General features: G+C 68.9%; 21 protein-coding genes. 11 read left to right on the forward strand and 10 right to left on the reverse strand.

Annotation, left to right across the window (positions count from 1 at the left end):
• Nucleotides 1-924: 924 nt before the first annotated feature.
• From AC0665_RS37405 to AC0665_RS37425, 5 genes are all read left to right on the forward strand, one after another.
• Nucleotides 925-1,392, forward strand: coding sequence for a hypothetical protein (locus AC0665_RS37405; RefSeq protein WP_478706809.1), 468 nt, complete (start codon nucleotides 925-927; stop codon nucleotides 1,390-1,392).
• A 36-nt stretch (nucleotides 1,393-1,428) separates the two neighbouring features.
• Entirely contained in the window at nucleotides 1,429-4,098 is a 2,670-nt protein-coding gene (locus AC0665_RS37410) for a helicase associated domain-containing protein (RefSeq protein WP_478706810.1), read from the forward strand.
• A 133-nt stretch (nucleotides 4,099-4,231) separates the two neighbouring features.
• Nucleotides 4,232-7,210, forward strand: coding sequence for an NACHT domain-containing protein (locus AC0665_RS37415; RefSeq protein ID WP_478706811.1), 2,979 nt, complete (start codon nucleotides 4,232-4,234; stop codon nucleotides 7,208-7,210).
• 254 nt (nucleotides 7,211-7,464) lie between these two features.
• A complete protein-coding gene (gene tpg / locus AC0665_RS37420; protein WP_478706812.1) occupies nucleotides 7,465-7,929 on the forward strand; it encodes a telomere-protecting terminal protein Tpg in 465 nt (154 codons plus the stop codon).
• The gene (locus tag AC0665_RS37425; RefSeq protein WP_478706813.1) at nucleotides 7,886-8,089 is read left to right on the forward strand and encodes a hypothetical protein; all 204 of its coding nucleotides are present in this window, start codon (nucleotides 7,886-7,888) and stop codon (nucleotides 8,087-8,089) included. The genes tpg and AC0665_RS37425 overlap by 44 nt, the downstream gene beginning before the upstream one ends.
• Before the next feature lie 30 nt (nucleotides 8,090-8,119).
• On the opposite strand, the gene AC0665_RS37430 is transcribed toward AC0665_RS37425, so the two are convergent.
• Nucleotides 8,120-8,551, reverse strand: coding sequence for a hypothetical protein (locus tag AC0665_RS37430; protein WP_478706814.1), 432 nt, complete (start codon nucleotides 8,549-8,551; stop codon nucleotides 8,120-8,122).
• A 316-nt stretch (nucleotides 8,552-8,867) separates the two neighbouring features.
• Between AC0665_RS37430 and AC0665_RS37435 the strand changes: the two genes are divergently transcribed.
• On the forward strand, nucleotides 8,868-9,266 hold the full coding sequence (locus tag AC0665_RS37435) for a hypothetical protein (protein ID WP_478706815.1): 399 nt from the start codon (nucleotides 8,868-8,870) through the stop codon (nucleotides 9,264-9,266).
• Here AC0665_RS37435 and AC0665_RS37440 read toward each other — a convergent pair.
• The 3 genes from AC0665_RS37440 to AC0665_RS37450 form a co-directional block, all read right to left on the reverse strand.
• On the reverse strand, nucleotides 9,250-9,993 hold the full coding sequence (locus tag AC0665_RS37440) for an AAA family ATPase (protein WP_478706816.1): 744 nt from the start codon (nucleotides 9,991-9,993) through the stop codon (nucleotides 9,250-9,252). The two genes, AC0665_RS37435 and AC0665_RS37440, sit on opposite strands and share 17 nt — an antisense overlap.
• Complete coding sequence (locus AC0665_RS37445; protein ID WP_478706817.1) at nucleotides 9,990-11,810, reverse strand: transposase; 1,821 nt, start codon at nucleotides 11,808-11,810, stop codon at nucleotides 9,990-9,992. Before AC0665_RS37445 ends, AC0665_RS37440 begins: the two co-directional genes overlap by 4 nt.
• Nucleotides 11,811-11,884: 74 nt before the next feature.
• Nucleotides 11,885-12,829: an AAA family ATPase gene (locus tag AC0665_RS37450; RefSeq protein ID WP_478706818.1), complete on the reverse strand. Its 945-nt coding sequence runs from the start codon at nucleotides 12,827-12,829 to the stop codon at nucleotides 11,885-11,887.
• A 792-nt stretch (nucleotides 12,830-13,621) separates the two neighbouring features.
• Here AC0665_RS37450 and ypfJ point away from each other — a divergent pair.
• Complete coding sequence (ypfJ, locus tag AC0665_RS37455; RefSeq protein ID WP_478706819.1) at nucleotides 13,622-14,512, forward strand: KPN_02809 family neutral zinc metallopeptidase; 891 nt, start codon at nucleotides 13,622-13,624, stop codon at nucleotides 14,510-14,512.
• 573 nt (nucleotides 14,513-15,085) lie between these two features.
• On the opposite strand, the gene AC0665_RS37460 is transcribed toward ypfJ, so the two are convergent.
• From AC0665_RS37460 to AC0665_RS37470, 3 genes are all read right to left on the reverse strand, one after another.
• The gene (locus AC0665_RS37460; RefSeq protein WP_478706820.1) at nucleotides 15,086-16,111 is read right to left on the reverse strand and encodes a hypothetical protein; all 1,026 of its coding nucleotides are present in this window, start codon (nucleotides 16,109-16,111) and stop codon (nucleotides 15,086-15,088) included.
• Nucleotides 16,112-16,340: 229 nt separating this feature from the next.
• Nucleotides 16,341-16,586, reverse strand: coding sequence for a hypothetical protein (locus AC0665_RS37465; protein ID WP_478610170.1), 246 nt, complete (start codon nucleotides 16,584-16,586; stop codon nucleotides 16,341-16,343).
• Between the two features lie 339 nt (nucleotides 16,587-16,925).
• Entirely contained in the window at nucleotides 16,926-17,507 is a 582-nt protein-coding gene (locus AC0665_RS37470) for a VWA domain-containing protein (protein WP_478706821.1), read from the reverse strand.
• A gap of 627 nt (nucleotides 17,508-18,134) precedes the next feature.
• On the opposite strand from AC0665_RS37470, the gene AC0665_RS37475 reads away from it, so the two are divergent.
• A complete protein-coding gene (locus AC0665_RS37475; RefSeq protein WP_478511446.1) occupies nucleotides 18,135-19,187 on the forward strand; it encodes an aldo/keto reductase in 1,053 nt (350 codons plus the stop codon).
• A 180-nt stretch (nucleotides 19,188-19,367) separates the two neighbouring features.
• Nucleotides 19,368-19,529 carry a M23 family metallopeptidase gene (locus tag AC0665_RS37480; RefSeq protein ID WP_478610173.1) on the forward strand — a complete coding sequence of 54 codons (162 nt, stop codon included), beginning with the start codon at nucleotides 19,368-19,370 and terminating at the stop codon, nucleotides 19,527-19,529.
• Nucleotides 19,530-19,792: 263 nt separating this feature from the next.
• On the opposite strand, the gene AC0665_RS37485 is transcribed toward AC0665_RS37480, so the two are convergent.
• Nucleotides 19,793-20,035, reverse strand: a complete 243-nt coding sequence (locus AC0665_RS37485; RefSeq protein WP_478610174.1) for a hypothetical protein — start codon at nucleotides 20,033-20,035, stop codon at nucleotides 19,793-19,795.
• 21 nt (nucleotides 20,036-20,056) lie between these two features.
• Nucleotides 20,057-20,836 (reverse strand): RHS repeat-associated core domain-containing protein, encoded by a 780-nt coding sequence (locus AC0665_RS37490; protein ID WP_478610175.1) that lies wholly within the window; start codon nucleotides 20,834-20,836, stop codon nucleotides 20,057-20,059.
• A gap of 709 nt (nucleotides 20,837-21,545) precedes the next feature.
• Between AC0665_RS37490 and AC0665_RS37495 the strand changes: the two genes are divergently transcribed.
• Complete coding sequence (locus AC0665_RS37495; RefSeq protein WP_478610176.1) at nucleotides 21,546-23,198, forward strand: glycoside hydrolase family 43 protein; 1,653 nt, start codon at nucleotides 21,546-21,548, stop codon at nucleotides 23,196-23,198.
• A gap of 68 nt (nucleotides 23,199-23,266) precedes the next feature.
• Nucleotides 23,267-23,749 carry a hypothetical protein gene (locus AC0665_RS37500; protein ID WP_478610177.1) on the forward strand — a complete coding sequence of 161 codons (483 nt, stop codon included), beginning with the start codon at nucleotides 23,267-23,269 and terminating at the stop codon, nucleotides 23,747-23,749.
• A 353-nt stretch (nucleotides 23,750-24,102) separates the two neighbouring features.
• Here AC0665_RS37500 and AC0665_RS37505 read toward each other — a convergent pair whose 3' ends face one another.
• On the reverse strand, nucleotides 24,103-24,363 hold the full coding sequence (locus AC0665_RS37505) for a hypothetical protein (protein WP_478610178.1): 261 nt from the start codon (nucleotides 24,361-24,363) through the stop codon (nucleotides 24,103-24,105).
• Nucleotides 24,364-25,078: the final 715 nt, after the last annotated feature.

Raw genomic sequence — 25,078 nt, forward strand, 5'->3', positions numbered from 1 at the left:
CCCCGCGGAGCGGGTACCACATCGCTGCGCGATGTGCAAGCGAACACCCGCGCTGCGCGCGGGTGTTGCGCTCCCGCTCCGCGGGAGCGGAGCGGGTGGCGCAGCCACCCGCACACCGTGCTTGCTGCGCAAGCACGGTGATGGTCCGTCCGCTGCGCTCCCGGACCGGTGGGACCCTGTCCCACCGCCAGGCCTCCGCTTCGCTCCGGCCTGGCCGGCGGGTCCGCTGCGCTCCCCCGCCTGACGGTCCTTCCGGCTGCGCCTCCAGAACCTTGGGGCCCGCTGGCGCGGGCCGGTCTAGCTATGAGCGGGGGGTCTGGGGGACTTTCAGCGTCGTCTTTTGAAATAACCGTGCTGATGCAGCTTGTAGATGATCACTGGGGCCAGGGCGAGCCACACGGCCAGGAATGCCCATTTAAGCCATGGGGGGCCGTCCGGTCTGGCGTCTTGGGCCAGCTCTGAGGCGGCCGCGCTGAGTAAAGTCATGCTTCTCCAGTGCCCAGCCCACAGGCCAACACGCAGCCTCTGCATCCGAGTTGCGAGGGCGGAGGCTTGCGCTGCACTTCGGGTTCCAGTTGGGGTCGCTCGTTCGTGGGAGTTCCAGTGTAGTGGCTGCATCAAACTGATGCAGCATGTAACGTTGGTGAAAATACAGGACACCTCCCCTCATCGGGGAACCTCCCCGAAATTCCGAGAGGAACGACCGTAGATGGCCGGTCGCTACGAACCTACCGGACCGGATCCCGCGCTGAGCAGCGATTCTGTGCGTCGGGTGAGTCGGTATCAGAGGGCGGGTGCCAACGCCCGGTTGAGGCTGTTCGCGTTCTTGGCCGCCCAGGGCGTGCCCGCGAGTTCGGCGGATGACCTGGTGGCCGCGCTGGAGGGGTCGCGGGGGCGCAGAGCGAGGTGGTGGAGCTGGAGGGCATGGGGCCGCGATCGTGTGGCTCGGTGTTCGAGGACGGCTGGGACGATGCGGTGACGGCCGTGAGCGAGGCCTTGGTGGGCATCGTGGACCGGGGTTGGTCGCGGCGCGGTGGCCGGTCGGCCGGAGCCGCTGAACTGGCCGTACATATCGCGGACGTGAGGCAGCGTGAGCGGGCCGACCTGGTGCGGCTGGAGAAGTTCGTCCGGGAGGCCGTGCTGCCGAGCACCCATCCGCACACCACGGCGCGGCGCCGGGTGCTGGAGGCGTTGGGCGAGGCCGGCGGTCTGTGCACGGCCCGGACGCGGAACGCGGACGGGGACGTCGTGGTCTGCACGCTTGACGCCGGGCACTACGACCCGGACGACAAGCCGCCTTTCAAGGACGGAAGGCCCGGCGGCTGGCACAAGGCGGATGCGTCGATCTGGAACGACTTGGGCGCGGCCTGCATTCCACACGCGGCCCTCTGAAAGACCACAGGAATTCAGGCATCGGGGAGGCAAGGAATGTCAGCGATTCAGCTCAAGGAACACCAGGTCGATCAGCGCTCCGCGTTTCGTAGGTGGGTGGGATTCCCTGCAAGGTCATCTGTGCCCCCGCAGGGTGCCCGGGGCACGATCGTGTCAGCGACCGGCTCGGGCAAGACGATCACGGCCGCTGCGTGCGCGCTGGAGTCGTTCGCGGACGGCCGGATCCTCGTCACTGTCCCAACTCTGGACCTGCTCGCGCAGACCGCCCAGGCGTGGCGGCTGGTCGGTCACCGGGCCCCGATGGTCGCGGTGTGCTCGCTGGAGAACGACGCGGTCCTCAAGTCGCTGGGGGTGCGCACCACCACCAACCCGATCCAGCTCGCCCTGTGGGCCCGGTCCGGGCCCGTGGTCGTGTTCGCCACGTACGCCTCTCTCGTGGACCGCGAGGACATCGACGCACCGGAGGGCCAGCGGAAGGTTCGCGGGCCGCTGGAGGCCGCTCTGGCGGGCGGGGAGCGCCTGTACGGGCAGCAGATGGCAGGCTTCGACCTCGCGATCGTGGATGAGGCCCACGGAACCGCCGGTGATCTTGGTCGGCCGTGGGCGGCGATCCACGACAACGCCCGCATCCCGGCCGACTTCCGGCTCTACCTCACCGCGACCCCACGCATCCTCGCCGCGCCCCGCCCGCAGCGCGGGAAGGACGGCCAGGAGCTGGAGATCGCAAGCATGGCCGACGACCCGGACGGGACGTACGGCGCGTGGCTGGCCGAACTCGGGCTGAGTGAGGCGATCGAGCGGGAGATCCTCGCCCCGTTCGAGATCGACGTCCTGGAGATCCGCGACCCCTCACCCGTCACAGGTGAGTCCGAGGAGGCGCAGCGCGGCCGGCGCCTCGCGCTCCTGCAAACCGCGCTCCTGGAGCACGCCGCCGCGTACAACCTGCGTACGGTCATGACCTTCCACCAGAAGGTGGAAGAAGCCATGGCGTTCGCGGAGAAGATGCCGGAGACGGCTGCCGAGCTGTACGTCAACGACGCCTCGGACGACGACCTGGCGGCCGCGGGCCGGCTCCCGAAGTCGTCGATCGACGCCGAGTTCTACGAACTGGAGGCCGGCCGCCACGTACCCCCGGACCGCGTGTGGTCGGCGTGGCTGTGCGGCGACCACCTCGTATCCGAGCGGCGCGAAGTGCTGCGCCAGTTCGCCCACGGCATCGACGCCGCCGGCCGGCGGGTCCACCGCGCGTTCCTGGCGTCCGTGCGCGTGCTCGGGGAAGGCGTGGACATCACCGGCGAGCGGGGAGTGGAGGCGATCTGCTTCGCCGACACCCGCGGCTCCCAGGTCGAGATCGTGCAGAACATCGGCCGCGCGCTCCGGCCCAACCGCGACGGCACCACCAAGGTCGCCCGCATCATCGTGCCCGTCTTCCTCCAGCCCGGCGAGGACCCGACCGACATGGTCGCCTCCGCCAGCTTCCGCCCCCTCGTAGCCGTCCTCCAAGGCCTGCGCTCCCACGATGAGCGCCTCGTCGAGCAGCTCGCCTCCCGCGCCCTCACCCACGGGCAGCGCAAGGTGCACCTCCGGCGTGACGAAGACGGGCGGATCGTCGGGGCCGGCGGCGAGGTGGGCGAGGACCAGGAGCACGACGATACCGATGGTGCGGTCGAGTCGGCGCTGCTGCACTTCTCCTCTCCCCGGGACGCAGCCGCCATCGCGGCGTTCCTACGCACGCGGGTGTACAGGCCCGAGTCCCTCGTGTGGCTGGAGGGCTACCAAGCCCTGCTCCGCTGGCGAGCTGAAAACGAGATCACCGGCCTCTACGCCGTTCCCTACGACACCGAGGTCGAAGTCGGGGCGACGAAGGCGTTTCCGCTTGGCCGGTGGGTGCACCAGCAGCGGAAGGCGCTACGGGCCGGGGAGCTGGAGCCGCGCCGCAAGGAACTGCTCGACTTGCCGGAGGCCGGAATGGTGTGGGAGCCCGGCGAGGAAGCCTGGGAGACCAAGCTCGCCGCGCTGCGCTCGTACAGGCGGGCCACCGGACACCTCGCTCCCCGGCAGGACGCGGCCTGGGGCGAAGGCGAGGCGATGGTGCCCGTCGGGCAGCACATGGTCAACCTGCGGCGCAAGGGCGCGAAGAGCGGCCTAGGCAAGGACCCGAAGCGGGCGGAGCAGCGTGCGGCGCAGCTCACCGCGATCGACCCGGACTGGAACTGCCCGTGGCCCCTGGACTGGCAACGCCACTTCCGCGTCCTCGCCGACCTCGTCGACGCCGACGGCCACCTGCCCGACATCGCACCCGGCGTGCTCATGGCCGGCGACGACATCGGCCGGTGGCTCCAGCGGCAGAAACAGCCGGGCACCTGGGCGCAGCTGTCCACCGAGCAACAGGAGCGGCTGTCCCGGCTGGGCATCACGCCTGCTGAGGCTCCGTCTCCAGCCCCGGCGACCAAGGGTGCGAAGGGCCCGAACAAGGCGCAGCAGGCATTCCAGCGCGGCCTTGCGGCCCTCGCACAGTGGGGCGAGCGAGAAGGCGCCCACCGGCCCGTGCCGAGGGGTCACAGCGAACAGATCACGGTCGACGGCGAGACGGAGCCAGTGGTCGTCAAGCTGGGCGTGTGGGTATCGAACACCCGCGCGAGGCGCGACAAGCTCACTGGGGAGCAACGCGCCGCACTGCGGGAACTGGGCATGCAGTGGGCGTGAGCACGTCTGCTGGCCATCGGAATGCGGTCCTGGCCATGTCCTGTCAGGGGTTGGGGCCCGCGTCTCCTCAGCCGGGGACCGAGGCTCCTCCCTCAACCCACGAGCAATCCTCGATTCTGGCAGAGTGGACCACGTGCCCGACTATGACCTGACGCGCCTTGGAACTCGCGCCTTTGAGCAGCTCGTGGTTGCTCTGGCTCGTCGGGACATCGGACCGGGGGTGCAGGTTTTCGGTGACGGACGCGACGGCGGCCGTGAGGCAACGTTCGAAGGCACGATCAACTGGTCCAGCACATCGGCCGGGGGCGCGGACCGCTTGGACTGCTGGTCGGGGTACACCGTCCTGCAGGCCAAATTCCATGTGAAACCCGGGCAGACCCCACACGACAACGCTCTGTGGTTGCAGGCGCAGATCAAGAACGAGATCGACGGTTGGATCAGAGCTGCGCAAGCGAGCACCCGCTCTCGTCTTCCCGATTATTTGATCTTTGTCACCAACGTCGACCTGTCCGCTGTTGCCAAGGTTGGCGGGATTGACAAAGTGAACCAGGCCGTGAGGAAACGGCTGACTGAGATGGAGACCACCCGTAGCGGCCTGCGGGTCAAAGACTTTGCGATCTGGCATGGGGACCAGATCCGCTCGATGCTGGATGCCAACCAGGAAGTTCGCTACGCCTTTCCCGCTCTTCTGACGGCCGGTGACGTTCTGGCGAAACTGGCCCCCGACTGGGTCAGCCTGGGGACCTTCGATGCACAGGACCCGTTGCGCGAGCAGCTCCTTCATGCGATCAAGGACGACCGCTGGATCCGGCTGAGTCAGTCAGGCGGTCCGGGTGAGGCGAAGCTCTGGCTCGACGACATCGCGATTGACCTGCCCGCAACTCTCGGCAGTCCCGACGGCGACCTGACCGTCCGAGCCGTTCAGCGTGTGCTGGAGCTTGGCGACATGGTGTTGCGTCAGCGCCAACCAGACCGCATCAAGCGATCCAACGTTGTGCTCGTCGGCGGCCCGGGACAGGGCAAGTCCACCCTCAGCCAACTCATCGCGCAGGCCTACCGGGTGGCACTACTCACGGGCGCCAGTCCGGGGCCTTCAGTCCAGGAAGTCATCGACGGCACACGCTCGGCTCTCGCCCGACTCGGACTGTCAGTCCCCAGCAACCGTCGCTGGCCGACACGTATCGACCTCGCCAAGTATGCCGAGGAGCTGGCCAGCGGCGCCGAGGTTTCCCTGCTGCGATGGATCTCCACACGGCTGTCCGAACGCACCGACCGGGATATCTCTCCCAGCGTGCTGCGTGGGTGGCTCCGAGCATGGCCGTGGGCTCTGATCCTCGATGGCCTTGATGAAGTTCCCTCGGTTGACGCTCGCCGTCTCATCTACAGCAAGATCGACGACCTGCTCACCAGTGCCGAGGACCTCGACGCCGATCTCCTCATCGTGGTCACCACCCGCCCCACCGGCTACGACGAACGCTTCCCCGCAGACCGCTTCGAACACCTGCAGTTGCAGCGACTCCCTGCCGGTGAGGCAGCAGCCCTCGCTCAGCAGATCACCGACAAGCGCTTCACCGACGATGACGAGATGCGGATCAAGGTGGCCGCACGCATGCGAGACGCTGCTCGTGACCCGGTGACGATCCGCCTGATGGAGACACCGCTACAGGTGACGATCATGTCGTTCATCGTGGAGAAATTCCCCACGCTGCCCCCTGACCGGTTCACGCTGTTCGACATGTACTACCGGACGATGTTCGATCGGGAAGTCGCCAAAGACATCCCCATCGCACGGTTCCTTTCCCAGCACCGCACCCAAATCGACCGTCTCCACGAGCACGTCGGGCTCATCCTCCAAGCCGCCTCCGAAACCGCGGACGGAGCCGAAGCAACGATCAGCCCTCATGGTCTCCACGACATTGCCCTGCAGCGCCTGTTGGACCGCGGATTCACACCCGCCGACGCTGAAACCCATGCCGGAGCCCTAGTCGAAGCCGCCACCCACCGGCTCGTCCTACTTGGTCCCCGGGACAACGGAGTCGGCTTCGACATCCGCACCCTCCAAGAGCTGATGGCCGCGCGCGCCATCGCCGAAGGCGATGACGCTGTCGTGATGTCCCGGCTACGACTGATCGCCCACCACCCCCACTGGCGCAACACCTGGCTGCTCGCCACTGGCGAGCTCCTCCTACGTTCCGAACGCTTCGAAAAGAGAATCCTCGACCTACTCAAACAACTCGACTCCAATCCCCACCGGCTGAACGCCCGCTACCCCGCCGCGCCAGCACTCGCCGCGGATGTCCTCGATGACAACCTCGCCGCTAAACGGCCCCGCTTCGAACGAGGTCTCATCGAACGGCTGCTCAGCGTCCTGGACCGCCCACCGGTCGTTGACGTACCGCGCCTCGCCACAACACTCCTGCGCATCGCCAGCACAGACACCTACCGTCGGCTCGTATACGACCGCATCAGCTCCGCTGCGTCAGCCGGAGCCGCACGCCGAGCCGCTGCCGCCCTTGTGCTGGAAGAGATGGCCATGGAGGTTCCCTCTCACGACGCACGGCTCACCAGCATGCTCAATGCCTACCGCGCGCTGGCGATTCCTGAGACTGAGGTGCAGGCGATAGGCGCCTGGCAGGGTATGTCAACACGCAGCATTCCCCTTGAGGGCGCCGATGGTACGGAAGCCCATTTCCGTGTGCTGGGTCACGTCACTCTCTTCTATGGTCCAGACCCGAAGACCGTCTCGTTGCCTGCCTACCTCGAGGAACTCGTGGAACCTGTCGGCCTCAGCGACAAGGATCTACAAGTCCTACGAAGCGGCCTCGCGACGCTGTCGGACTCTCGCTTCTGTCTCTCCGGCCCTCCGCCTGGAACCGCCATTCCTGTCGTCCTACACAGCGGACCGGCGGAACCTCTTGTGCAGGCCCTTCAGAACGAGGATGTCGCAGCCTCACTCGACCTCGCCCTCAGCGCTTTGCCATCCACGCACTGGACTATCGAAGCCATGCTCGGTGCCACCTTCAAACCCAGCCAGAACCGGCAACCTGTCGGACCCACACTCCTGCTCGCCATCGCCGAGGACCACACCGCAGACAACTACTACGCCGACTGATCCGTCTTTCAAGGCAGTAGCGACAGCGCGCCATCAACCCGGTACCTTAACGGCCCCGGTCGCCGTAGTCCTGAAGCTAGGCGTGCAGTCTTCGAGGCCCTTTCTCCACTCGGGCAGCCCCGCATCTGGTGCGGAGTCCGAGCAAGGCGCAGCAGGCCGGCCCGGGGGTCGGGACACCCCATCCCGGCTCCCGTAGCCGACGTCGGCCGGTGCTGTCCCGAAGACGCTGGAACTGGCGGGCGGGGGCGAGCGGTATGGGAGGACTGAAGTCACGGGCTGCAGGATGCCGGCCTGTCGACTGGCCGCATGGGGAGGCGGACGTGGGGCATATCGAGCAAGGGCTGGGGCAGGCGCTGCGCACCCGGCCCGTTCCCTTGAGCACCGAGGCTCGCCTGCGGTTTCTGCTGGCAACGCATCGGTATTCCACCCAGAAGGTGGCCGCGGTCCTTGGGGTGTCGCAGCGCACCGTGCAGAGGTGGGTGACAAAGAAGCCCGGAGCGCGTCGCCCGCCGGGCCCGCTGCATCTGCGGGCGATCGAGGAAGCAGTCCTGGCTCGGTGGCAGCCTCGAATACGAGCCCGCCGGCGCGCCCAGGCCGAAGCGGAGGGCTTCGTCTTCCACACCAGGGCGCGATTCGGGTTCGCTGCTGCGGCCGGTTCCCTCGGACGACCCGCGGGTGCGGTGGATCACCCAGTACCTGCCGGGAGAGGTAGCCCGTGAGTTGTTCGCCGCCCGGGACGCCGGCGCGGGTGAGCAGCAGCAGATGGTGATCCTCGCCCGCGCGCTGGGGCATGCCTACTTCCGCGATGGGGGTCGCCGCGCCCACGGCCTGCACATCGCCTTCAGCGACCTCGAGTTCGCCGACTTCTCGATCGGATGAGCGTGCCCTGTTCGGACGCGTCAGGGGCCTTCAGCGCCGCGAGTGCCTGGTGCGTACGGCCAGCATCGCTTCGTACCTGTTGGCTTCCTGCCGCTCGCGCCAGTCCCACTCCACACGGCCGGCCGGGCCTTGGCGGCGGGCCACAGGCGGCTGGGACGGGCGCAGCCTGGCCGTCTCGGCCACGCGCAGCAGGAGGGCACGGCCTCCTGGCGTGGCGAACAATTCGTGGTCCTCGCCGGATACGAGCCGGGCGAAGCAGGCCGCGGCCCGCAGGAAGACACCCGCCCAGGGCGGTACGGGGTAGGCGGCGCAGCCGTCGGTGTAGCGGGCGCGGTCGTGCAGGGCAAGTGTGGGCGCAGCGTCGTCGTAGTCGCGAGAGCGTGCGGTAGCAAGTTGCTGGAGGGACGCACCGGTGATCAGTGCAGCGGCAACGGTCGCGGCCAGGCGAGGGTGCGCGGTCACCCCATGAAGCCGATGAGCGACTTGCTGGGCAGCGTACGGGGTGAGAGGTGTGGGCGGTGGGCGGTGGGCGGTGCCGCCAGACGATCGGCGGCGGCGTGCACGGGGCGGCGCAGGGGCTGGGACTGTCGTAGGAGACGAGGCGGTCGAGTGCAGGCAGGGTGAGCCATCGGCTGCTTGGCCGGCCCGGTTGGTCTGCAGGCAGGGGCACGGGGGCGGTCGCGCCGTAGTAGTGGCGGCGGGCGGTCTGAAAGTCGGTAGTGATGATGTGGTCGGCCGCTTGCAGGGCTTGGTGCAGGGCGGTGGGCAGGTGGGGCCGGTGGCAGACCAAGATCAGGTGGATACCGGTGAGCGTGCGCAGTTGCAGGAGGCGCATCGCGCGGCGGGCGGTGAGGCGGTGGGCGCGCAGGACGATCAGCCGGGTGACGGGAAGAGCAGTGATCCAGGCAGTGGCGGCTTCCCATGCGGGCTGACGGCCACCAGGGAAACGGCCTGGAAGCAGGGGCGGCTTTTCCAGGGCGGCGAGAAGGTCGTGGGCGAGGCCGGTTTCGCTGGTGGTGCCCGGGCCGGGGTGCAGGGTGATCCGGCCGGACGGCGGATGGTGGGCGGCCAGGGCGGTGTGCGTGTGAATCACGTCGTCATGGCGGTCGATGACCACGGTGACGGGCGGTGGCGCGGCGAGCGGCATGGCGGCGTGGTGGTCAGGCGAGGCGGCTGAAGGCCCAGCGCAGCAGCTCCTGGTCGACGCGTGGGCGGCCGGTGCGTGCCAGGGCGGTGCGGGTGTGGGCGGTCAGCTGGGCCCAGGCGCGGAAGTTGCCGTGTGCGGCATGGCTGTCGGCGAAGGTGATGTCGTCGGGGTCGGCGTCGGCCCAGATGGGGTGGAACAGGGGGATGGCTTCGAGGACTTCGCTGGGGGTGAGGCGGGTGAAGTGCTGCCAGATGAAGATCCGGGAGGACAGCATCGGCTCGCGGCGCAGCACGGTGTGGCAGCCCTCCCCGCCGACGAAGATGATCGCCAGCTGGGTGGCAGGTTCGTCCCACAGATAGCGGAAATATTCGAACGCCTCCCCGTTGAGCCACTGGGCCTCGTCCACCAGGAAGGTACGAGGGCGTTCAGCCAGAGCGGTCTTCAGTAGACGGTCGAATTCACTGGGGTGGCGCGGCGGTTCACCGGCCAAGTCGAGCGCGGTGAACAACTCGTAGCGCACCGCGCGGGCGGTGGGACGGGCACGGAAGGTGATCTTGCTGACGTCCTCGTGCGGTTCGAGTCCGCGCAGGCAGGTGTTGACGGCGAGGGTCTTGCCGAAGCCGGCGCCGCCGTGGATGCACATCATGGCCCGCGCGGCGACTGTGTCGGAGATGTTCTCCCGGGCGGTGAGCAGGGCGCGGGTGGTGACCACAGAGGCATCGGGCAGGTCGACGTACTGGTAGGTGGCCGCGGTCACGAGGCGTCTCCGTCTTCATCGGTGGTGAGAGGTGTAGCCCTCCCGTCGCGGCCGTCCGGGACGGAAGCGCCACCACGGCCGGACGGGTGCAGGATGGGCGGGCCTGGCGTGGTCAGCGCGGCTAGGGAAGCAGGGGTGCGCCAATCGGCCGGGGGCGCGGCGTGCGGGATGAGGTCCGGCAGCGCCAGCTTCGAGGCGTCGTTGTGCTCGATGGCGGCCAGTTCGTGCCCGGCTTGAGCGGCGGTGAGGGCTCCCAGCCGTTGGGCCGGCCCTGCCGTGGTGGCCGGGGCGAAGCGCTGTCGGCGCAGCGTCTCGGCGGCTTTCACCTCGGCGCGCAGACGTCGGGCACGCTCCGCACGGGCTGTGCGCAGGGCCTTGAGTTGTTCGGGGGTGGCCGCGTCCGCGAGGTGCGCGGGCCCGAGATACTTGCCGCTCGCGTCACAGATGTCGATCTCGTGATCGTGGTGCGGCATGTAGCGCACGGTGACGGTACGGCCGGCCTGGCCGGTCATCCAGGGGGCGATGTAGGTGCGCCCGCGCCACCGCACGCCGTGGCTGGTCAGCTTCCGCGGGCGGCCGTCGTCCTCCAGGGTGAACGTCCACAGGTCGGCCGCGGGGACATCGGTGACGGGAGTCGGATCGGCCTGCCATGCCTCAAGCGGCGTGCGGCCGGACAGCGCCTGGGGCCGGTGCTCGGTGTTCCACCAGTGGGTCCAGGCCAGCACCTCCGCGGTGAAGTCCTGAAACGACATGGCACCGGACGTCTCCGGCTTGCCCACGCCTTTGTGTCGCCGGCCGGAGCGGGGCTTGGTGGGGGTGAGGGTGTAGCCGGGCAGGGCCGCGAACAGCATCCGGTCAACGGCCCGGTTGAGGTTCTCCACCGTGCCCTTGAGGTGAGGGCTGTAAGCGGGAAGGTCCTTCACCGTCACACCCATCGTGCCGAACGCGGCGGTGACGGTGGTCGACAGGAAGTCCTTGCCCCGGTCCACCCGCACCTGCTCCGGTGTCCCTCCCGCAGGGCCGTAGGGATCATCACGCAAAACAGCGGCACGCAGCGCGGCCAGCACGGAGGCACGGGAAGGAACGCCAGGAGTGACCGCGGTGCCGGTGATCACTTTGGTGGCGGTGTCGATGAACCACGTCACCCAGGGGCGCACCAGGTCGCCGTCGGCATCGACCAGCAGCGGTGCCTGGACGTGATCGGTCTCCCACACGTGATTGCGCCAGGAGGCCGCCCGTTTGCCGAAGACGTCGTGCGCGCGGGCCGCGTCCGGTCCCGCGGCAAGACCGGCCCGCTCCCCCGCGGTGAGATCACGACGCACCGCGCGCAGGAACGTCGATAGCGACGGCACTGGGTCCAGCAGCGGCACCTCAGCCGGCGGGGCGCCCGCGGGAGAAGCCGCGGATTTAGATGCCGTCGTCGGCTGACCGTCACGGCCGCCGGTCTGGGCCCGGGCCACCAACTGGCGGTGGACCGCGGAAGCATTGCCGTGCCAGTACGCCAGCAGCACCCGGATCTCCCTGGTGATCTCGAACCGCTCACCGCTGCGTTCCCCGGGGCGGATCGCGTCCTGGGGCGACCGGGAGGCCTCAGCCAGCCACCGCCACACCGTGCGCTCCGACACGCCCAGGCACTCCCCGGCCAGACGCACATGCTCCCGCGACAGCCGCCGCTCGGCGCGCAGCGCCAGCAGACGACGCACCGCCGGCGCCCGCAACGCCGTCAACGACTCCTCCCCCAAAACACCGGCCGGATCCTCCGGCGGCGCCATCGGCTGCCCGTTCACGCCGTGCCCCTCCGCCTCTTCCACTTTCATGGAGCGCGCCTTCGTTCACCTCGTCGGAACAGATGAAGGCCCTCCTACACGAGCCCTCCGAGCAGCCCGGGCCGTCACGGGTAAGGGCCAAGACGCGCGCAGGCCTGCTCGATCAACTCCCGGTCCACACGCCTTACGGGGCCGCGCTCGCGGGCCGCGTAGACATGCGACGTGATCTTCGCCCACGTGCGGAAATTGCCGCGCGCCATCTGCTCGTCCGCCCGCGCAAGGTCGTCCGGGTCCACCTCCGCCCACACGGGATGGAAAAGCGTCAGCGTCTGCGGCACTTGAGACGGCTCAAGCCGGCCGACCTGATGCCAGGTCAGCACTCGCGAGCGCAGCGCCGAAGCACGCGCGAGGGCCCGCTCGCTTCCCGCCCCACACAGCACCAGTGCCGCCGCCGCACAGCCCGGCGCGTCCCACAACTGCCGCAGATAATCCAGCAATGGCGGCGTCAACCGCTGGGCGTCATCGATGAACAGCACACCCGGCTCGGCCAGTGCCCGCGTCAGAGCCTGGCTGACCGGTCCGGCCCGGTGCGGCAGCGCCCCCGACGGCAGCCCGAGCGCTTCACACAGCGAGGCCCGCAAGTGCGGCAGACCGGGCGCCACGCCGGCCACCGCCCGCCACACCGGCACCCGGCCGGGCAGAAGATGCAAAGCCTGCTCGACGGCGACCGTCTTCCCCAGGCCCGTGTCCCCGTACACACAGCACATCCCGCGGGCCGCGACCGTATGCCCCACGGCCTCCGCCACAGCGGCCACCTGCCGTGTGGACACCAGCCGGGCCCCCGGCACGTACAACCGCACACCGCCGCTCCGCACCCCCGCATCCGCAGCGTCCTCCGACACCGGCACGTCGGCGGGCGGCCCGTCGACAACAAGCGGACCACTCGCCCCGTCCACGAGCCCCAGATCCGCCAGCGCCCGGTCATACCGGCTCGGCTCCAGACTCACCCGGGCCCCTGCCGGACGGGCCACTTCAAGAACCCGGCCCGCCCCCAGATCCCGCTTGATCACCCGGTGCAATGTCGGCAGCGAGGGCACACACTGCGCACCCCAGCCCTCCAACGCCCCCTCTTCCTGGGCCCGGAGCATCCTGCGCCGCCAACTCCGCGACGTTCCCGCCCGCCTCCGCAAGGACCTCCCACAAGGCGTCACTCAGCGAAAACCCGTCCTGCCGCGGCCGCGCCTCGACGTGGCCCCGGCGCCCATCGGCCAGCCAACGCCACACCGTCCGCTCTGACACACCCGCCAGCTCCGCCGCGATCCGCACATGCAGCGCAGTCAGCGTCCCCTCCCCATCCACCGCAAGAAGCCGACGCACCACCACACCCCGAGCCAACGGCACACCCCCCGTCGGCGCAGCCCCAGCCGACCCCGCCCGGAGCTCACCCGCCGAAACCCCCTGACCCGTCATACGGCCCAGCCCACCCGACCCCGCCAACCCCTCACACAGGAACAGCGAAACCCATGACAGCCAGCGACCAACCTGTTAGCCACACCACAACAGCCGCTTGGTCACCCCATGACAGCGACCACAACCCCGCCCTGGACCCCGCTACCAGGACACCCACATCACGAGCCCGCTGACGCCCACCCACTGCCACCCCACCGCCCAATCACACCCGGGACCAGGACTCCGGTTGAGTCCCTCGGGAACGGCGGACCGGAGGGCGGGCCGGACGGGATCCTCACATGCAACACAGGGCGCCGACCGCTCGCAGGGCACGGGCACGGGGCACAGGGCACGGCAATCGGGGTACACGGAGCAGCGACCTGGCAACGGCATACGGCAGAAGGCGGCGCTTCATGAAGTTCGACGACAACGCCCGTCTGGACACCTCCGAGGTGCGCGACGAGCGTGGTAGTCGGATCCCCGGTGGCGGTGCGACCATCGGCGGCGGAATCGTTGGCATCGTCGTCCTGGTCGTGGGACTCGTGCTCGGCATCGGCCCCGACCAGTTGGGCCTTTCCTCCGGCGGCGATGAGCCGGCACCGGTCTCGTCCTCCCTCGCCAGGGTCGAGCAGGCCTGCCGCACCGGGCAGGATGCCAACACCAAGGACGACTGCCGCATCGTGGCGGTGGTCAACAGCGTCCAGGACTACTGGACCCAGGAGTCGGGCCGCAGCCAGGTCGCTTACACCAAGGCGCCGACGGTGCTCTTCAGCCGGCAGGTGAGCACGGCGTGCGGCAACGCCACGTCGCAGGTGGGGCCCTTCTACTGCCCCGGCGACCGTACGGTCTATCTTGACCTCGGCTTCTTCGACGAGTTGCGGACGAAGTTCGAAGCGAACGGCGGGCCCTTCGCGCAGGCCTATGTGGTGGCCCACGAGTACGGGCACCATGTCCAGGACCTCCAGGGGACGCTGGGCAGGTCCCACAACGGGCTGACCGGCGCCGACAGCGCCTCGGTCAAGACGGAACTGCAGGCCGACTGTTACGCGGGCGTGTGGGCGCACCACGCAACGACGGTCAAGGACGAGTCCACCGGCAGACCGCTGATCACCAGCCTCACGGACGCGGATATCCAGGACGGACTGGACGCGGCCGCCGCTGTCGGCGACGACCGCATCCAGGAAAAGTTCCAGGGGCGGGTGACCCCCGACACCTGGACCCATGGCTCGTCCGCACAGCGGCAGCAGTGGTTCGGTCTGGGTTACCGCACCGGGGACATGGCCCGGTGCGACACCTTCCGCTGAGCGCCGCATCGAATTAGGGGCGGGTGACCGGCCCGCTATCTGACCTCGCGAAGAGTTCCGGCCGGTGGCTATTGAATGCCGCCCGCAGGACTGCTCTCCTGCCTCCACCTCGCCTCCCCGGCCGATCCCAGGGAGGCGTTTTCGTGCCCCGGTCCTGTCGACTACACCCCGAGCCCCGCCGGAAGCGGTGGAGGAGTTGCGCGGCTAACCCGCCGCTCACCCACCGTCCGTAACCCGACCAGGTCCGGGTCGGGAGGACATTTTCCGAGCAGCTCTTGGAGGAGCAATGAGTAACCACGAGCAGCGCGACCAGCAGCCGCAGGCGCCGGCACCCGAGCCGCGACAGTAGGAATCGCGAAAGGAGTTCGCGAAGAAGGCCACCTGGCCGCGATCGGCGCCACGCTCTCAGGAGCGACCCGCGCCGTGGTGGCCCACCTCCTGGAGGGCGACTCGTGACGCGGCCCATGCGCCGCCCGCCCTGCCGCGCCAGAAGACGCGCCACCCTGAGTCTTTTGGCCGCCCGACGTCACGGCATGCCCGCACTGTGACGCCCCGGCTGCACACTGCGGACGGCTAGGTCATCAGCTCGATGTGCGGATGCGCGGGGTTCGCCGGGCAGACGAACAGATGCTGCCGGTAGCCGCTGCCTATCTGGACCCCGGTCGCGTTGTAGCCGCGGTGGCCTGGGTACGGTCCAGCACCTGGGTGGGGGTGCGGAGACCAGCTGTTCCCGGAGTCGTCCCCTTCCTCGAACGTGGCGACGGTCATCAGGACCTCCATACCGGTGCCGCACTTGGAGCAGGGCTGCGGGCTGGGGTCGGTGGAGTTCCAAGCGGGCCAGCCGCCGACCTTCCAGCCGGGGGCGTTGGACAGCACACAGTCGTAGTACGTGTCCGGGTCCATGTCTTCCTCTGCTGCCTGCGGCACACTCCACTGCTTGAGCTGCTCCTGCAGTTCTTCACTTAGCTCCAGATGGTCGGGGTACTCGGTGATCTGCTCCGGTTCGAGCACGCACGGTTCCGGTAGATAGCCGTCGAACTGCACTGCGGGCGGCTCGGGGGGCGTGTCGAGGATGTCGGTGACGGCGGCTGCGGAACGCCAGAAGAGCAGGGTCCTGGGCATGATCGGGTGATCGAAGGGGCACCACAGAACCTGCAGCAGGTCCTTGCCCTCCGGCGGGCGCAGATCGGGCACATCCCGTGCGTACAGCTGCGCCACGGGCAGCATCGCTATGGGGCCGTCGTACGACTGGACCGCCAGCCTCACCGGATACGTCTGAGGGGGCCGGATCCGCTCGAGAGTCTCCCGTTCCTCCGGAGTCAGGTCCCGGCCGTGCGAGGCGGCGAAGATCCGTCGTTCCAGCCGCAGATCCGCCGGGGACTGGGCTGGGTTGATGCCATCCACCACATGCGGTTCCTCGCAGTGCGGCCACGGCTCCTCAGCGGGCCACAGCAGCGGCCCACCGATCGAGCTGTCGTGCCACGTCGGCGCCCCAGGGCGGGGGTGCAGGCGGGTCGCCGTGCGGGCCAGCGGAACCAGTTGGGGAAAGACCTCGGCAACGTCGATCGGCCGTGGCGGAGTGACAGGAGTGACATTCATGGCCGCAATCTTGCCGATCGCCTCTGACAACGTCCCTCGTGGCCGCCCCACGAAGAGCTCCGGCATGGGCGCCACCCGGGAGAGCGCTGTCGCCGATCCGTTGCCGGCGGATGCCCCAGGTCCACGATCGCCGCGTGGCCACTCTGGATGTCCGTTGATCACCGTCCGGTGATCGCACCCCCGCCCGGTTTCGGCAGATGCCGTACCAGCCGAGCCCACTCATCGTTCGTCAGATCTCCCCGCCCCACCACCAGCAGGACCACCAGCAGGGCATGCCGCCAAGATCCGCCGGGCAGGCCCTGCAGGTCTGCGCCTGGCGTGAGGAGCACAGCGCCGCGAGCAGGGTGATCCGCACATCCTCGCTGGTGTCGCGGAAGTCCGAGGGGTACATCTTGATCGCCCGTGCCCGCCAGGCGGCCACCAGCTTCTCCGAGTAGTCCGCGAACAGCCCGTCGGGCAGCCCGAGCTTGCGCACGTCGTGGAGCTTGGGGATATCACTGGTCTCTGAAGTGGCGGAGCCGCCGAAGGGCAAGACGGACCCGTCGGCGGACGAGACGTCCACCGACAGACTGAGGCGGAGACCCGCCGACGGGCGCTCAGGCAGTATCCGCTCCGGTCACTAGGGCGGAAGGCATCTCCTGCAGTACGTCGTACAACTGCTGGGCAGGTGTGCTGGAGAGGGCGCCGAGATCCTCCCGGGCAGCCTCGAGTGGCGCGGTCAGGTGGGCCGCGGATCCGACCGGTGGCCGTGCGCCGGGCCTGGTTGGTGAGGGCTGCGCGTGGATAGCAGTCGGATCCGGTTCGGTGTATGGCCTCACGATCGCATCCACGTAGCGAAGGCGTCGACAAGGCCCGTGTAGAACCGCTCGCCGGGCACCGAGCCCGGGGTTTTGCTGGCGTCGTAGAACGCGACGTTGGTGAAGGTGGCAGAGGCGGAGGCGTTGAGGTTCTTGTAGAAGGCGAGCTTGCCGCGGCCGAATCCGACAAAGAGCCAGAAGATCCCGAGTGAGGCGGTGTTCTGGAGCATGGAGCGGACCTCAGCTTTGTCCCAGGGCTCATCGCCGACCTGGGTCACGATGAAGGCAGGATCTGCAGCGCCGGCTTCTTGATAGTGGCTGACGGCTCGGCGCACAGCGTCGGCGACGTTGCCCCAGCCCCAGTCGACCTGGGTGTGGAGCTGTCCGATACGGCCGCGGTAGTTGTCCAGCCGGATCTCCTCCAGGAACGGCTCTCGTCCGCTGGAGAAGATCACGGGCACCGTGCCGTCGTCGTCGAGGTGGGCGGACAGGGCCAGGACCCGTTCGGCGAAGGCCTGCACGGCGAACGACTCGTACAGCTCTTCCATGTGCCAGTCGTGATCCAAGATGAGGTAGACAGCAGCTCGCCGTCCCGTCATCCCTCGGTCTGCAAGAGCCTGGCTGGCCTGTTGTGCGGGTGCCAGCAGGCCCGGCGCCTGCCGCTCCACCTTCGTCAGGTCGACCGCAGCAGCCTGTCCCGTAGTCGTGTGTATCTGCGCAGGGAGCGGCGCGGCAGGGGGCTCGCGATGGGGCGATCGGCGGGCGGTTCACCCACCTGCACGGAAAGTCGGACCGCGCCCCCCATGCCGTCGAGCGCGACCAAGGTGAACCCCTCGCGACTCCGGGCGTCGACTGCGGCAGCGACCGTCGAGATCATCGTCATGACGGCATTCTCCCGAGACAACCGACCCGCGAGAAGGAAGACGGTTTCTCCATCACGAAGAACTAGATAAGGAACAAGCTCAGAAGCTGTGTCACATCTCTTTGTGCAGGTCACGGGCGTGATTGGTTTCGGTGATCCGGTGTGCCGTTCGGTTGAGCGTCGATGGACGGTCAACCGAACGGCAGGATGCGGATCTTCCGGCGGCTGTTGCGAGGGTGGTGACCGCCTCGGGCGCCACGGACAACGCGGCCCGACGGAACCTCCCCGTGCCCTTGCCGTCAAGTGCACTCCAAGTCCTAGGCTGACGCTCCCAACTCACCCCCGCCTGCGAGGGAGCACCGGCATGCGCTATCGAGTCCTCGGCAAGACCGGCATCGAGGTCAGCACCCACTGCCTGGGCACGATGATGTTCGGTGCCGTCGGCAACCCCGACCACGAGGACAGCGCATGCATCATCCACGCTGCGCTCGACGCCGGCATCAACTTCGTGGACACCGCCGACATGTACTCGGCCGGCGAATGCGAGGAGATCGTCGGCAAGGCGCTCAAGGGCAGACGCGACGACGTCGTGCTCGCCACGAAGGTGCACTTTCCGCTGGGGGAGGGACGCAACCGCAGCGGCAATTCGCGCCGCTGGATCCTCAAGGCCGTCGAGGACAGTCTGCGGCGCCTGGACACGGACTGGATCGACCTCTACCAGGTGCACCGTCCTGACCACACCACCGACATCGAGGAGACGCTGTCCGTCCTCAGCGACCTGGTGAGGGCAGGCAAGATCCGGGCGTTCGGCAGCTCCACGTTCCCCGCCGAGGACCTCGTCGAGGCTCACCATGTGGCGGAGCGGCGCGCACTGATGCGGCTGCGCACGGAGCAGCCGCCGTACTCGATTCTCGCGCGCGGCATCGAACGGTCCGTGCTGCCCACCGCGCAGCGCCTGGGCATGGGAGTGCTGACCTGGTCACCGCTCGCCTCGGGATTTCTGTCCGGCGCCTACCGCCAGGGCCAGCCCGTCGACCTCACCACCGGTCGCGCAAAGCTCACTCCGCACCGCTTCGACCCCGCCGTCCCGGGCAACGCCGCGAAGCTCGCGGCCGTCGAGCAACTCGTCGCCGTCGCTGAGGAGGTGGGCTGCACCCTGCCGGAACTGGCCGTCGCCTTTCCGTTGGTGCACCCGGCCGTCACGTCGGTGATCATCGGTCCGCGCACCATGGACCAGCTCACCTCGTCGCTCAAGGGGGCTGACCTGATGCTGGACGACGCGGTGCTCGACCGTATCGACGAGATCGTGGCGCCTGGCACCGATGTCTATCGGGCCGACGGTGCCTGGCAGCCGCCGTCGCTCACCGAGCGCGCGTGGCGCAGGCGCCCGGCTGGGGAGCGGACGGCCGCGGACTGAGCCTGTCGTTCGAGGGTCCGGGCACGTTTGGGCAGACCATGAACACGGAGACCGCGCCCCATGCCGACCACATCGCACGCACTCCGTTGTTGCGAAAGAGGTAGCCGAGGGCCAGGCCGACGATGCCGGTGAGCAGCCACAGCGTGTAGACGGTGGAGCCATCGCCGGGAGTCCAGCGGCGTGCTGCGCGATGTTGTGGACTGGGTTCGTGGTTACCTCAAGGACGCCCCCGACCGCTACGTCAAGAAGGGCGACAAAGCCCAGCCCTCGACGCGCATCGGCCGGATCGGCGCCTCCGGCGGCACGAGTTGGGCCCATCTCCACCACGAACAACGGTACTAGGCGACCGGCGACTTCACCCACGAAAGGCACCGCAAGCCGTGCGGGTCACCACAGAAGCCGTGATCGGTGCGGTCACCGGCTCGCTTACCGCGCCCCTGCACGTCTCCCCCACGCACCGACGTCCCCCTGACGTCGCCGCCGTGGCAGGTCGTCGCAGGTCATTGGCCGGGTGCTGACGGCGCGAGACGCCGTCAGCACCCGGGGCTCCCTTCGAGAGTCGGCTCCACTACAGCGGGCGGTGGACTTGTGCGCGTGAAGGGAGATCACTCATCCCCATACATCGCTCTCCGTACCGCTCGGTTGAGCGGCGGCTGCACCACTCCGACAACGGCGCCGATGCCACCTAGTACCAGCGCTCCTTGCCATGGGCTTCCGATGTAGCCGAAGAGCAGGCTCAGTACCGTGCCGAGGCCTGCGCCGACCATTGCGAAGAGCAGGCCGCGTTTCCAGGCAAACAGCGGCTTGTCGTTGGCCTGTGCGGGTCTCCTTTTGTTGGCCTCGGGCACCAGGATCTCTTTTCCTCGCTGTCACACCTTCGCTCCGCCGATGAGGCCGCCGACCACGGCACCGAGGACAGCGTTCTCGGAATCCTCGGCGTTCCCTCCAGCAACTACTGCCCCTAGTCTTGCACCAGCACCGCCCCGGAGCGCCCCCGTTATTGCCCCTGCGGCGACACAGCCGACTCCTGCCGTTCCTGTACAGGCGGCTGCTACGACGGTCGCGGCAGCAAGGCCTGCCACGGCACCACCTATGGCGCTTCCGAGGTCGGGTAGGCCAAACAGACCAGTAGGGTCACTGTTATTGATGGGGTCCCCGCCGGCGTAGAGATACGGGTTGGTCTCTTGCCCCGACGGGTCCGGCTGGGTGAAGCGGCCGAGAGTGGGGTCGTAGTAGCGGTGGCCCATCTTGTACAGGCCCGTGGGGTCCAGACACGTGCCCGCGTAGCGGTGGGGCTGAGGGGCTGCCTCGGTGGTGGTGCCGCGGGGCAGGCCCGTGGGGCCGTAGGCGTAGGTGTGGGTGCACTTGCCCGCGTCGTCGACCAGGCCGAGGACGTTGCCGGTGGCGTCGGTGAGGTAGTAGTAGGACTTCCCCCCAGTCGTCACGGAGTTCAAGGTGCCCGCCGGTTCGCGGATGAATCCGGTGTCCACGCCGTTCGTCGTCGTGGACGCCAGACCGAGCGCGGTGTGGTGGAACCAGGTCGCACCCAGCTTCGTGCGCTCGGAGTTGTCCGTGCCCGCGTGGACCACGTCATAGCTCTTGCCGCCCGCGGTGATGCCGGAGAGCTGGCTGTAGTCCGTCCACGTCACGTTCGTACGGGCCGTGGTGCTCGCGCCTGCCGTCTCGTTGCCGAGCTTGTCGTAGGACCAGCCCCGACCAGCAGATCGCGACCCGTGACTGGCTGCGCCGCCTACACGGCCAAGCAGCCCGGATCGTCGCCGGTGTACTGCGAGACCACCCCGGCAGCGCCCGTTTCCACTACGAACTCGCGGGCGAGCGAGCCGTGGACATGGCTATCCGCAGCGCCGTCAACCAGGCGACCGGCCACTGACCCCCGGCGAGTCGGATCGAACAGGGCGAACACGTCGGCGGGGCGGGCCCGGCTTCTGGCTCTCCCACTCATTGGGCGCGCTGCGTGGTCCCGGTGGGCGGCAGTCAGACGGCCCGGTTGACGGGCGCGGCCTCCAGGCGGACCAGACGTTCGTAGAGAGCCCGCCGGTGTGTAGTAGTCCCCGGCGGGGCCGCGTGAACCGCCGACCAGGTGGACGGGGACGAGGACGTCCGGTGCGCCGACGAACCGGTCCACGGCCCGGGCGGCCGTCACGGCGCCCTCCGGGAAGCCGAGGCCGTGCGCAGCGAAACGTTTCGATGTTCGTGCCGAATATTGCGAGGGCCCTTGACGCCACTGGCCGTCCTCCTATCATCCAGGGTGCTCGACAAGCCGATCGCTGTTCTGCATATCGAACAGACCGCTTCATCGCGCCCCGGACAGCGGCACCCCAGCCCGAGGAGACAGACATGTCATGCCCTCGCCATCCCGTGAGTCGCCGACACGCACTGACCGCCGCCACCGGCCTGGCCACCGGAGCTCTGCTCCCGCTGGCCGCAACCCCCCGTGCCTCCGCTACTGCCCCCCCAGCCCCCCAGCCCCTCGATCCGACGGCCGCCGCCTCCTACACCAACCCCGTGATCTGGCAGGACTTCGCGGACCTCGACGTCATCCGCGTCGGCGACACGTTCTACGCCTCCGCCTCGACCATGCACTACTCGCCGGGCGCACCCGTGCTGCGGTCGTACGACCTCGTCAACTGGGAGATCGCGGGACACTCGGTGCCCGTCCTGGACTTCGGAGCCAAGTACGACCTGAACGGCGCGCGCGGCTACGTCCGCGGCATCTGGGCGTCGACGCTCGCCTACCGCCCGAGCAACCGCACCTTCTACTGGCTCGGCCAGATCGACTTCGCCCGCACCTACGTCTACACGGCCACCGCCCCCGAGGGCCCGTGGAACCGGCTCACGACCATCGGCACGCCCTACTACGACGCCGGACTGCTCGTCGACAGCGACGACACCCTGTACGTGGCCTACGGCAACACCACCATCCACGTGGCCCAGCTCTCGCCCGACGGCCGCAGCCAGGTCAGATCGCAGCAGGTGTTCTCGACGCCACCGAGTATCGGCACGCTCGAGGGTGCCCGCTTCTACAAGATCAACGGACAGTACTACATCTTCCTCACCCGCCCCGCCAACGGTCAGTACATCCTCAAGTCGTCGAGCGGCCCTTTCGGTCCGTACACGCTGCGGCAGGTCCTGCTCGACCTGCGCGGACCGATCCCCGGCGGTGGTGTGCCGCACCAGGGCGGGCTGGTGCGGACGCAGAACGGCGCCTGGTACTACCTGGCGTTCGTCGACGCCTACCCCGGCGGCCGGATGCCCGCCCTGGCGCCGGTCACCTGGACGCCGGACGGCTGGCCCGTCGTCCAGCTGGTCAACGGCGCCTGGGGCACGTCGTACCCGAGCCCGGCCGTGCCCGCCCCACCCCGTCAGATCGCTCCCCTGACCGGCGTCGACACCTTCGACCGCACCGCGCTCGATCCGAGGTGGGAGTGGAACCACAACCCGGACAACACCAAGTGGTCGGCCGGCAACGGCCTGACGCTGCGGACCGCCACCGTCACCGGCGACCTCTACGGGGCCCGCAACACCCTTACGCACCGCATCCAGGGCCCGACGTCCACCGCCACGGTCCAGCTCGACCACTCCGGCATGCGGGACGGCGACCGGGCCGGACTCGCGCTGCTGCGCGACTCCTCCGCGTGGATCGGGCTGAAACGTGATGGCGGCACGACGCGCGTGGTGATGGTGGACGGGCTGACCATGGACGGCAACTGGAACACCACGGGCACCGGCAGCGAACGCGCGAGCACGCCCTTGCCCGGCGGCAACCGGATCTGGCTGCGCGCCACCGCGGACATCCGCCCCGGCTCGGCCCGCCCCGGCACCTTCTCCTACAGCACCGACGGCACGACCTTCACCCGCCTCGGCCCGGTCTTCTCCATGGGCAACGACTGGCGCTTCTTCATGGGCTACCGATTCGCCCTCTTCAACCACGCCACCCAGGCGCTCGGCGGCGCGGTCCGCGTCACGCGGTTCGACCTGTCCACGCCCTGAGCGACGCGTGCGAGATGCCGAGCCTGCACCGCCGCAGGCAGCCTTGCGGATCGTCGGCGCGCAAGGACATGGCCCGCGCTCGCAGGCAGGACGCGAACAGCGCCCTCGACTGCATCGACTCCGCGCCGCCCCACCAAAGCGACACCGACCTGACCGGCTGGCCGTACGAGCGGCGGCGCGCGGCACTGGAGGTGCTGTTCGCCGACCACCGCCTGCAGGCACCGCCGACGTTGTGCCCGTCGACGACCGACCCGGCCGTGGCACGCGGGTGGCTGGAGTGGACGGCAGCCGGGCTGGAGGAACTGTGCTTCGAGCGGCTGGACGAGCCGTACCGGCCGACGCGCCCCTGGCTCAAGTACAAGGTGCAGGTCACCACCGAGGCCGTGGTCGGCGCCGTCACCGGCTCCCTCGCGGCGCCCCGGACGGTGCTACTGGGTCGCTACGACGCCGCGGGCCACCTGCAGTACACCGGACGCAGCACCAGACTGTCCCAAGCCACCGGCCGCGCCCTTGCCAACCTTCTGGTCCCGCCGGTGAGTACGCACCCGTGAGAGGGGTGGGTGGTGCTGGAGGTGGCCGTCGACGTCGCGCTCTACACCACGACGTTCGACCCCGACCGTCCACGACGCGTCGCACTCCGGGCAGTTGGAACGTCACACCGGCCTGGACCGCCTCGGTCCGTGCCCGCGCCCGCCGCATCCGCCGCCAGTGCCGCGACCGGCACACCGACGAGCAGAACATCGCCAACGCCTTCACCGAAGGCATCAGTGGACCACCGCACTCCCGGCACAGCCTCGGCCCTGTGTCGTCGTCCGTGACCACGAGCAGCCTCAGCCGGGGCACCTTGTCCCTGCGCATGCGGCCACCGTACGACGGCTCGTCGGCTCAAGGCCGCGAGGACCTCTCAGCCGGCTTGGCCGATGGTCACGGTGCGGGATCCCGGAGCGAAGCCATCGAAGGACTGCTCCCAGGACTCGCCCGGCCAGTAGTAGGTCACACGGCCCTCGGACGGCCGATAACGGGCGGTGTAGACCGTTCCCAATCCCTCGTCGCACGCGGATTGATACAGCGGCGGCTTCAGCATCGCCGCCACGTCCGTACCCGCTTCACGAATAGCCTCCAGCCGCTCTTGGGTCCGGGAGAACTGCTCCTGCTCGTCAGGCACCGGAAGGTGCCGGTGGTTGGCAGCGCAGGCATCCGCTGTCCCAGTCATCGAAAGGTCAGGTCCCACGAACACCGTCACTGCCTGCTCGGAGTCGACAAGGGTGACGTTCTGCGGGATCGCAACCGGCGCTCCGGTGGCACGGCGGCCGGGACGCGGGCGGCTTCAGCGGCGGCTTCCTTGCGGGCGACGTCGTCGGCGCGGCACGGGCCGCACACGGACTTGTCCCCGGCCCGTACGGCAGTCCGGTGCACGGTGATCTCCTCCCAACGCTCGTCGGTGAACTCGCGCCCGCACCGTGCACACCGGACGCTCCGCCTCCCGCTGCGCGGCGCGGCGCTCCTGGTCCTCCGCGTCGGCGCGGGCCTCCTGGTCGCGGTAGAGGGCGTGGCCGTCGGGATTGTCCAGCGCGTCGGTCAGGGTCTGTTCGTCCGCAGCGGCCCAGCCGCCGCCACACCGCCGCGTCGGCGCCGTGCTCCTGGAACCTCTCCAGGGTGGTGACGACGACAGGGACCGCCTGGCGGTAGTCCCGCGCGGTGACCGCCTTCGGGTAGAGGGTGTCGTACCGGCGCGGCGCCCAGTAGCGGCGGGCGAGGGCCTCTTAGAGGTCCTAACAGAAGTCATTGATCATGTGACTGTCGGTTTGGCTGCTCGTTGGACTCCTCGTGGGAGAGAGGGAGTCGCGTCCGTGGATCGTCTCGGACGAACTGTGGTCGCT

It is taken from the genome of Streptomyces sp. NPDC043685 (assembly GCF_056436585.1).

Excerpts from the sequence above, each read along its gene's own strand:
- AC0665_RS37405 (WP_478706809.1), top strand. The coding sequence starts at position 925 with ATGGGGCCGCGATCGTGTGGCTCGGTGTTCGAGGACGGCTGGGACGAT.
- AC0665_RS37410 (WP_478706810.1), top strand. The coding sequence starts at position 1,429 with ATGTCAGCGATTCAGCTCAAGGAACACCAGGTCGATCAGCGCTCCGCG.
- tpg (WP_478706812.1), top strand. The coding sequence starts at position 7,465 with ATGGGAGGACTGAAGTCACGGGCTGCAGGATGCCGGCCTGTCGACTGG.
- AC0665_RS37445 (WP_478706817.1), bottom strand. The coding sequence starts at position 11,810 with ATGAAAGTGGAAGAGGCGGAGGGGCACGGCGTGAACGGGCAGCCGATG.
- ypfJ (WP_478706819.1), top strand. The coding sequence starts at position 13,622 with ATGAAGTTCGACGACAACGCCCGTCTGGACACCTCCGAGGTGCGCGAC.
- AC0665_RS37460 (WP_478706820.1), bottom strand. The coding sequence starts at position 16,111 with ATGAATGTCACTCCTGTCACTCCGCCACGGCCGATCGACGTTGCCGAG.
- AC0665_RS37470 (WP_478706821.1), bottom strand. The coding sequence starts at position 17,507 with ATGACGGGACGGCGAGCTGCTGTCTACCTCATCTTGGATCACGACTGG.
- AC0665_RS37475 (WP_478511446.1), top strand. The coding sequence starts at position 18,135 with ATGCGCTATCGAGTCCTCGGCAAGACCGGCATCGAGGTCAGCACCCAC.
- AC0665_RS37495 (WP_478610176.1), top strand. The coding sequence starts at position 21,546 with ATGTCATGCCCTCGCCATCCCGTGAGTCGCCGACACGCACTGACCGCC.
- AC0665_RS37500 (WP_478610177.1), top strand. The coding sequence starts at position 23,267 with ATGGCCCGCGCTCGCAGGCAGGACGCGAACAGCGCCCTCGACTGCATC.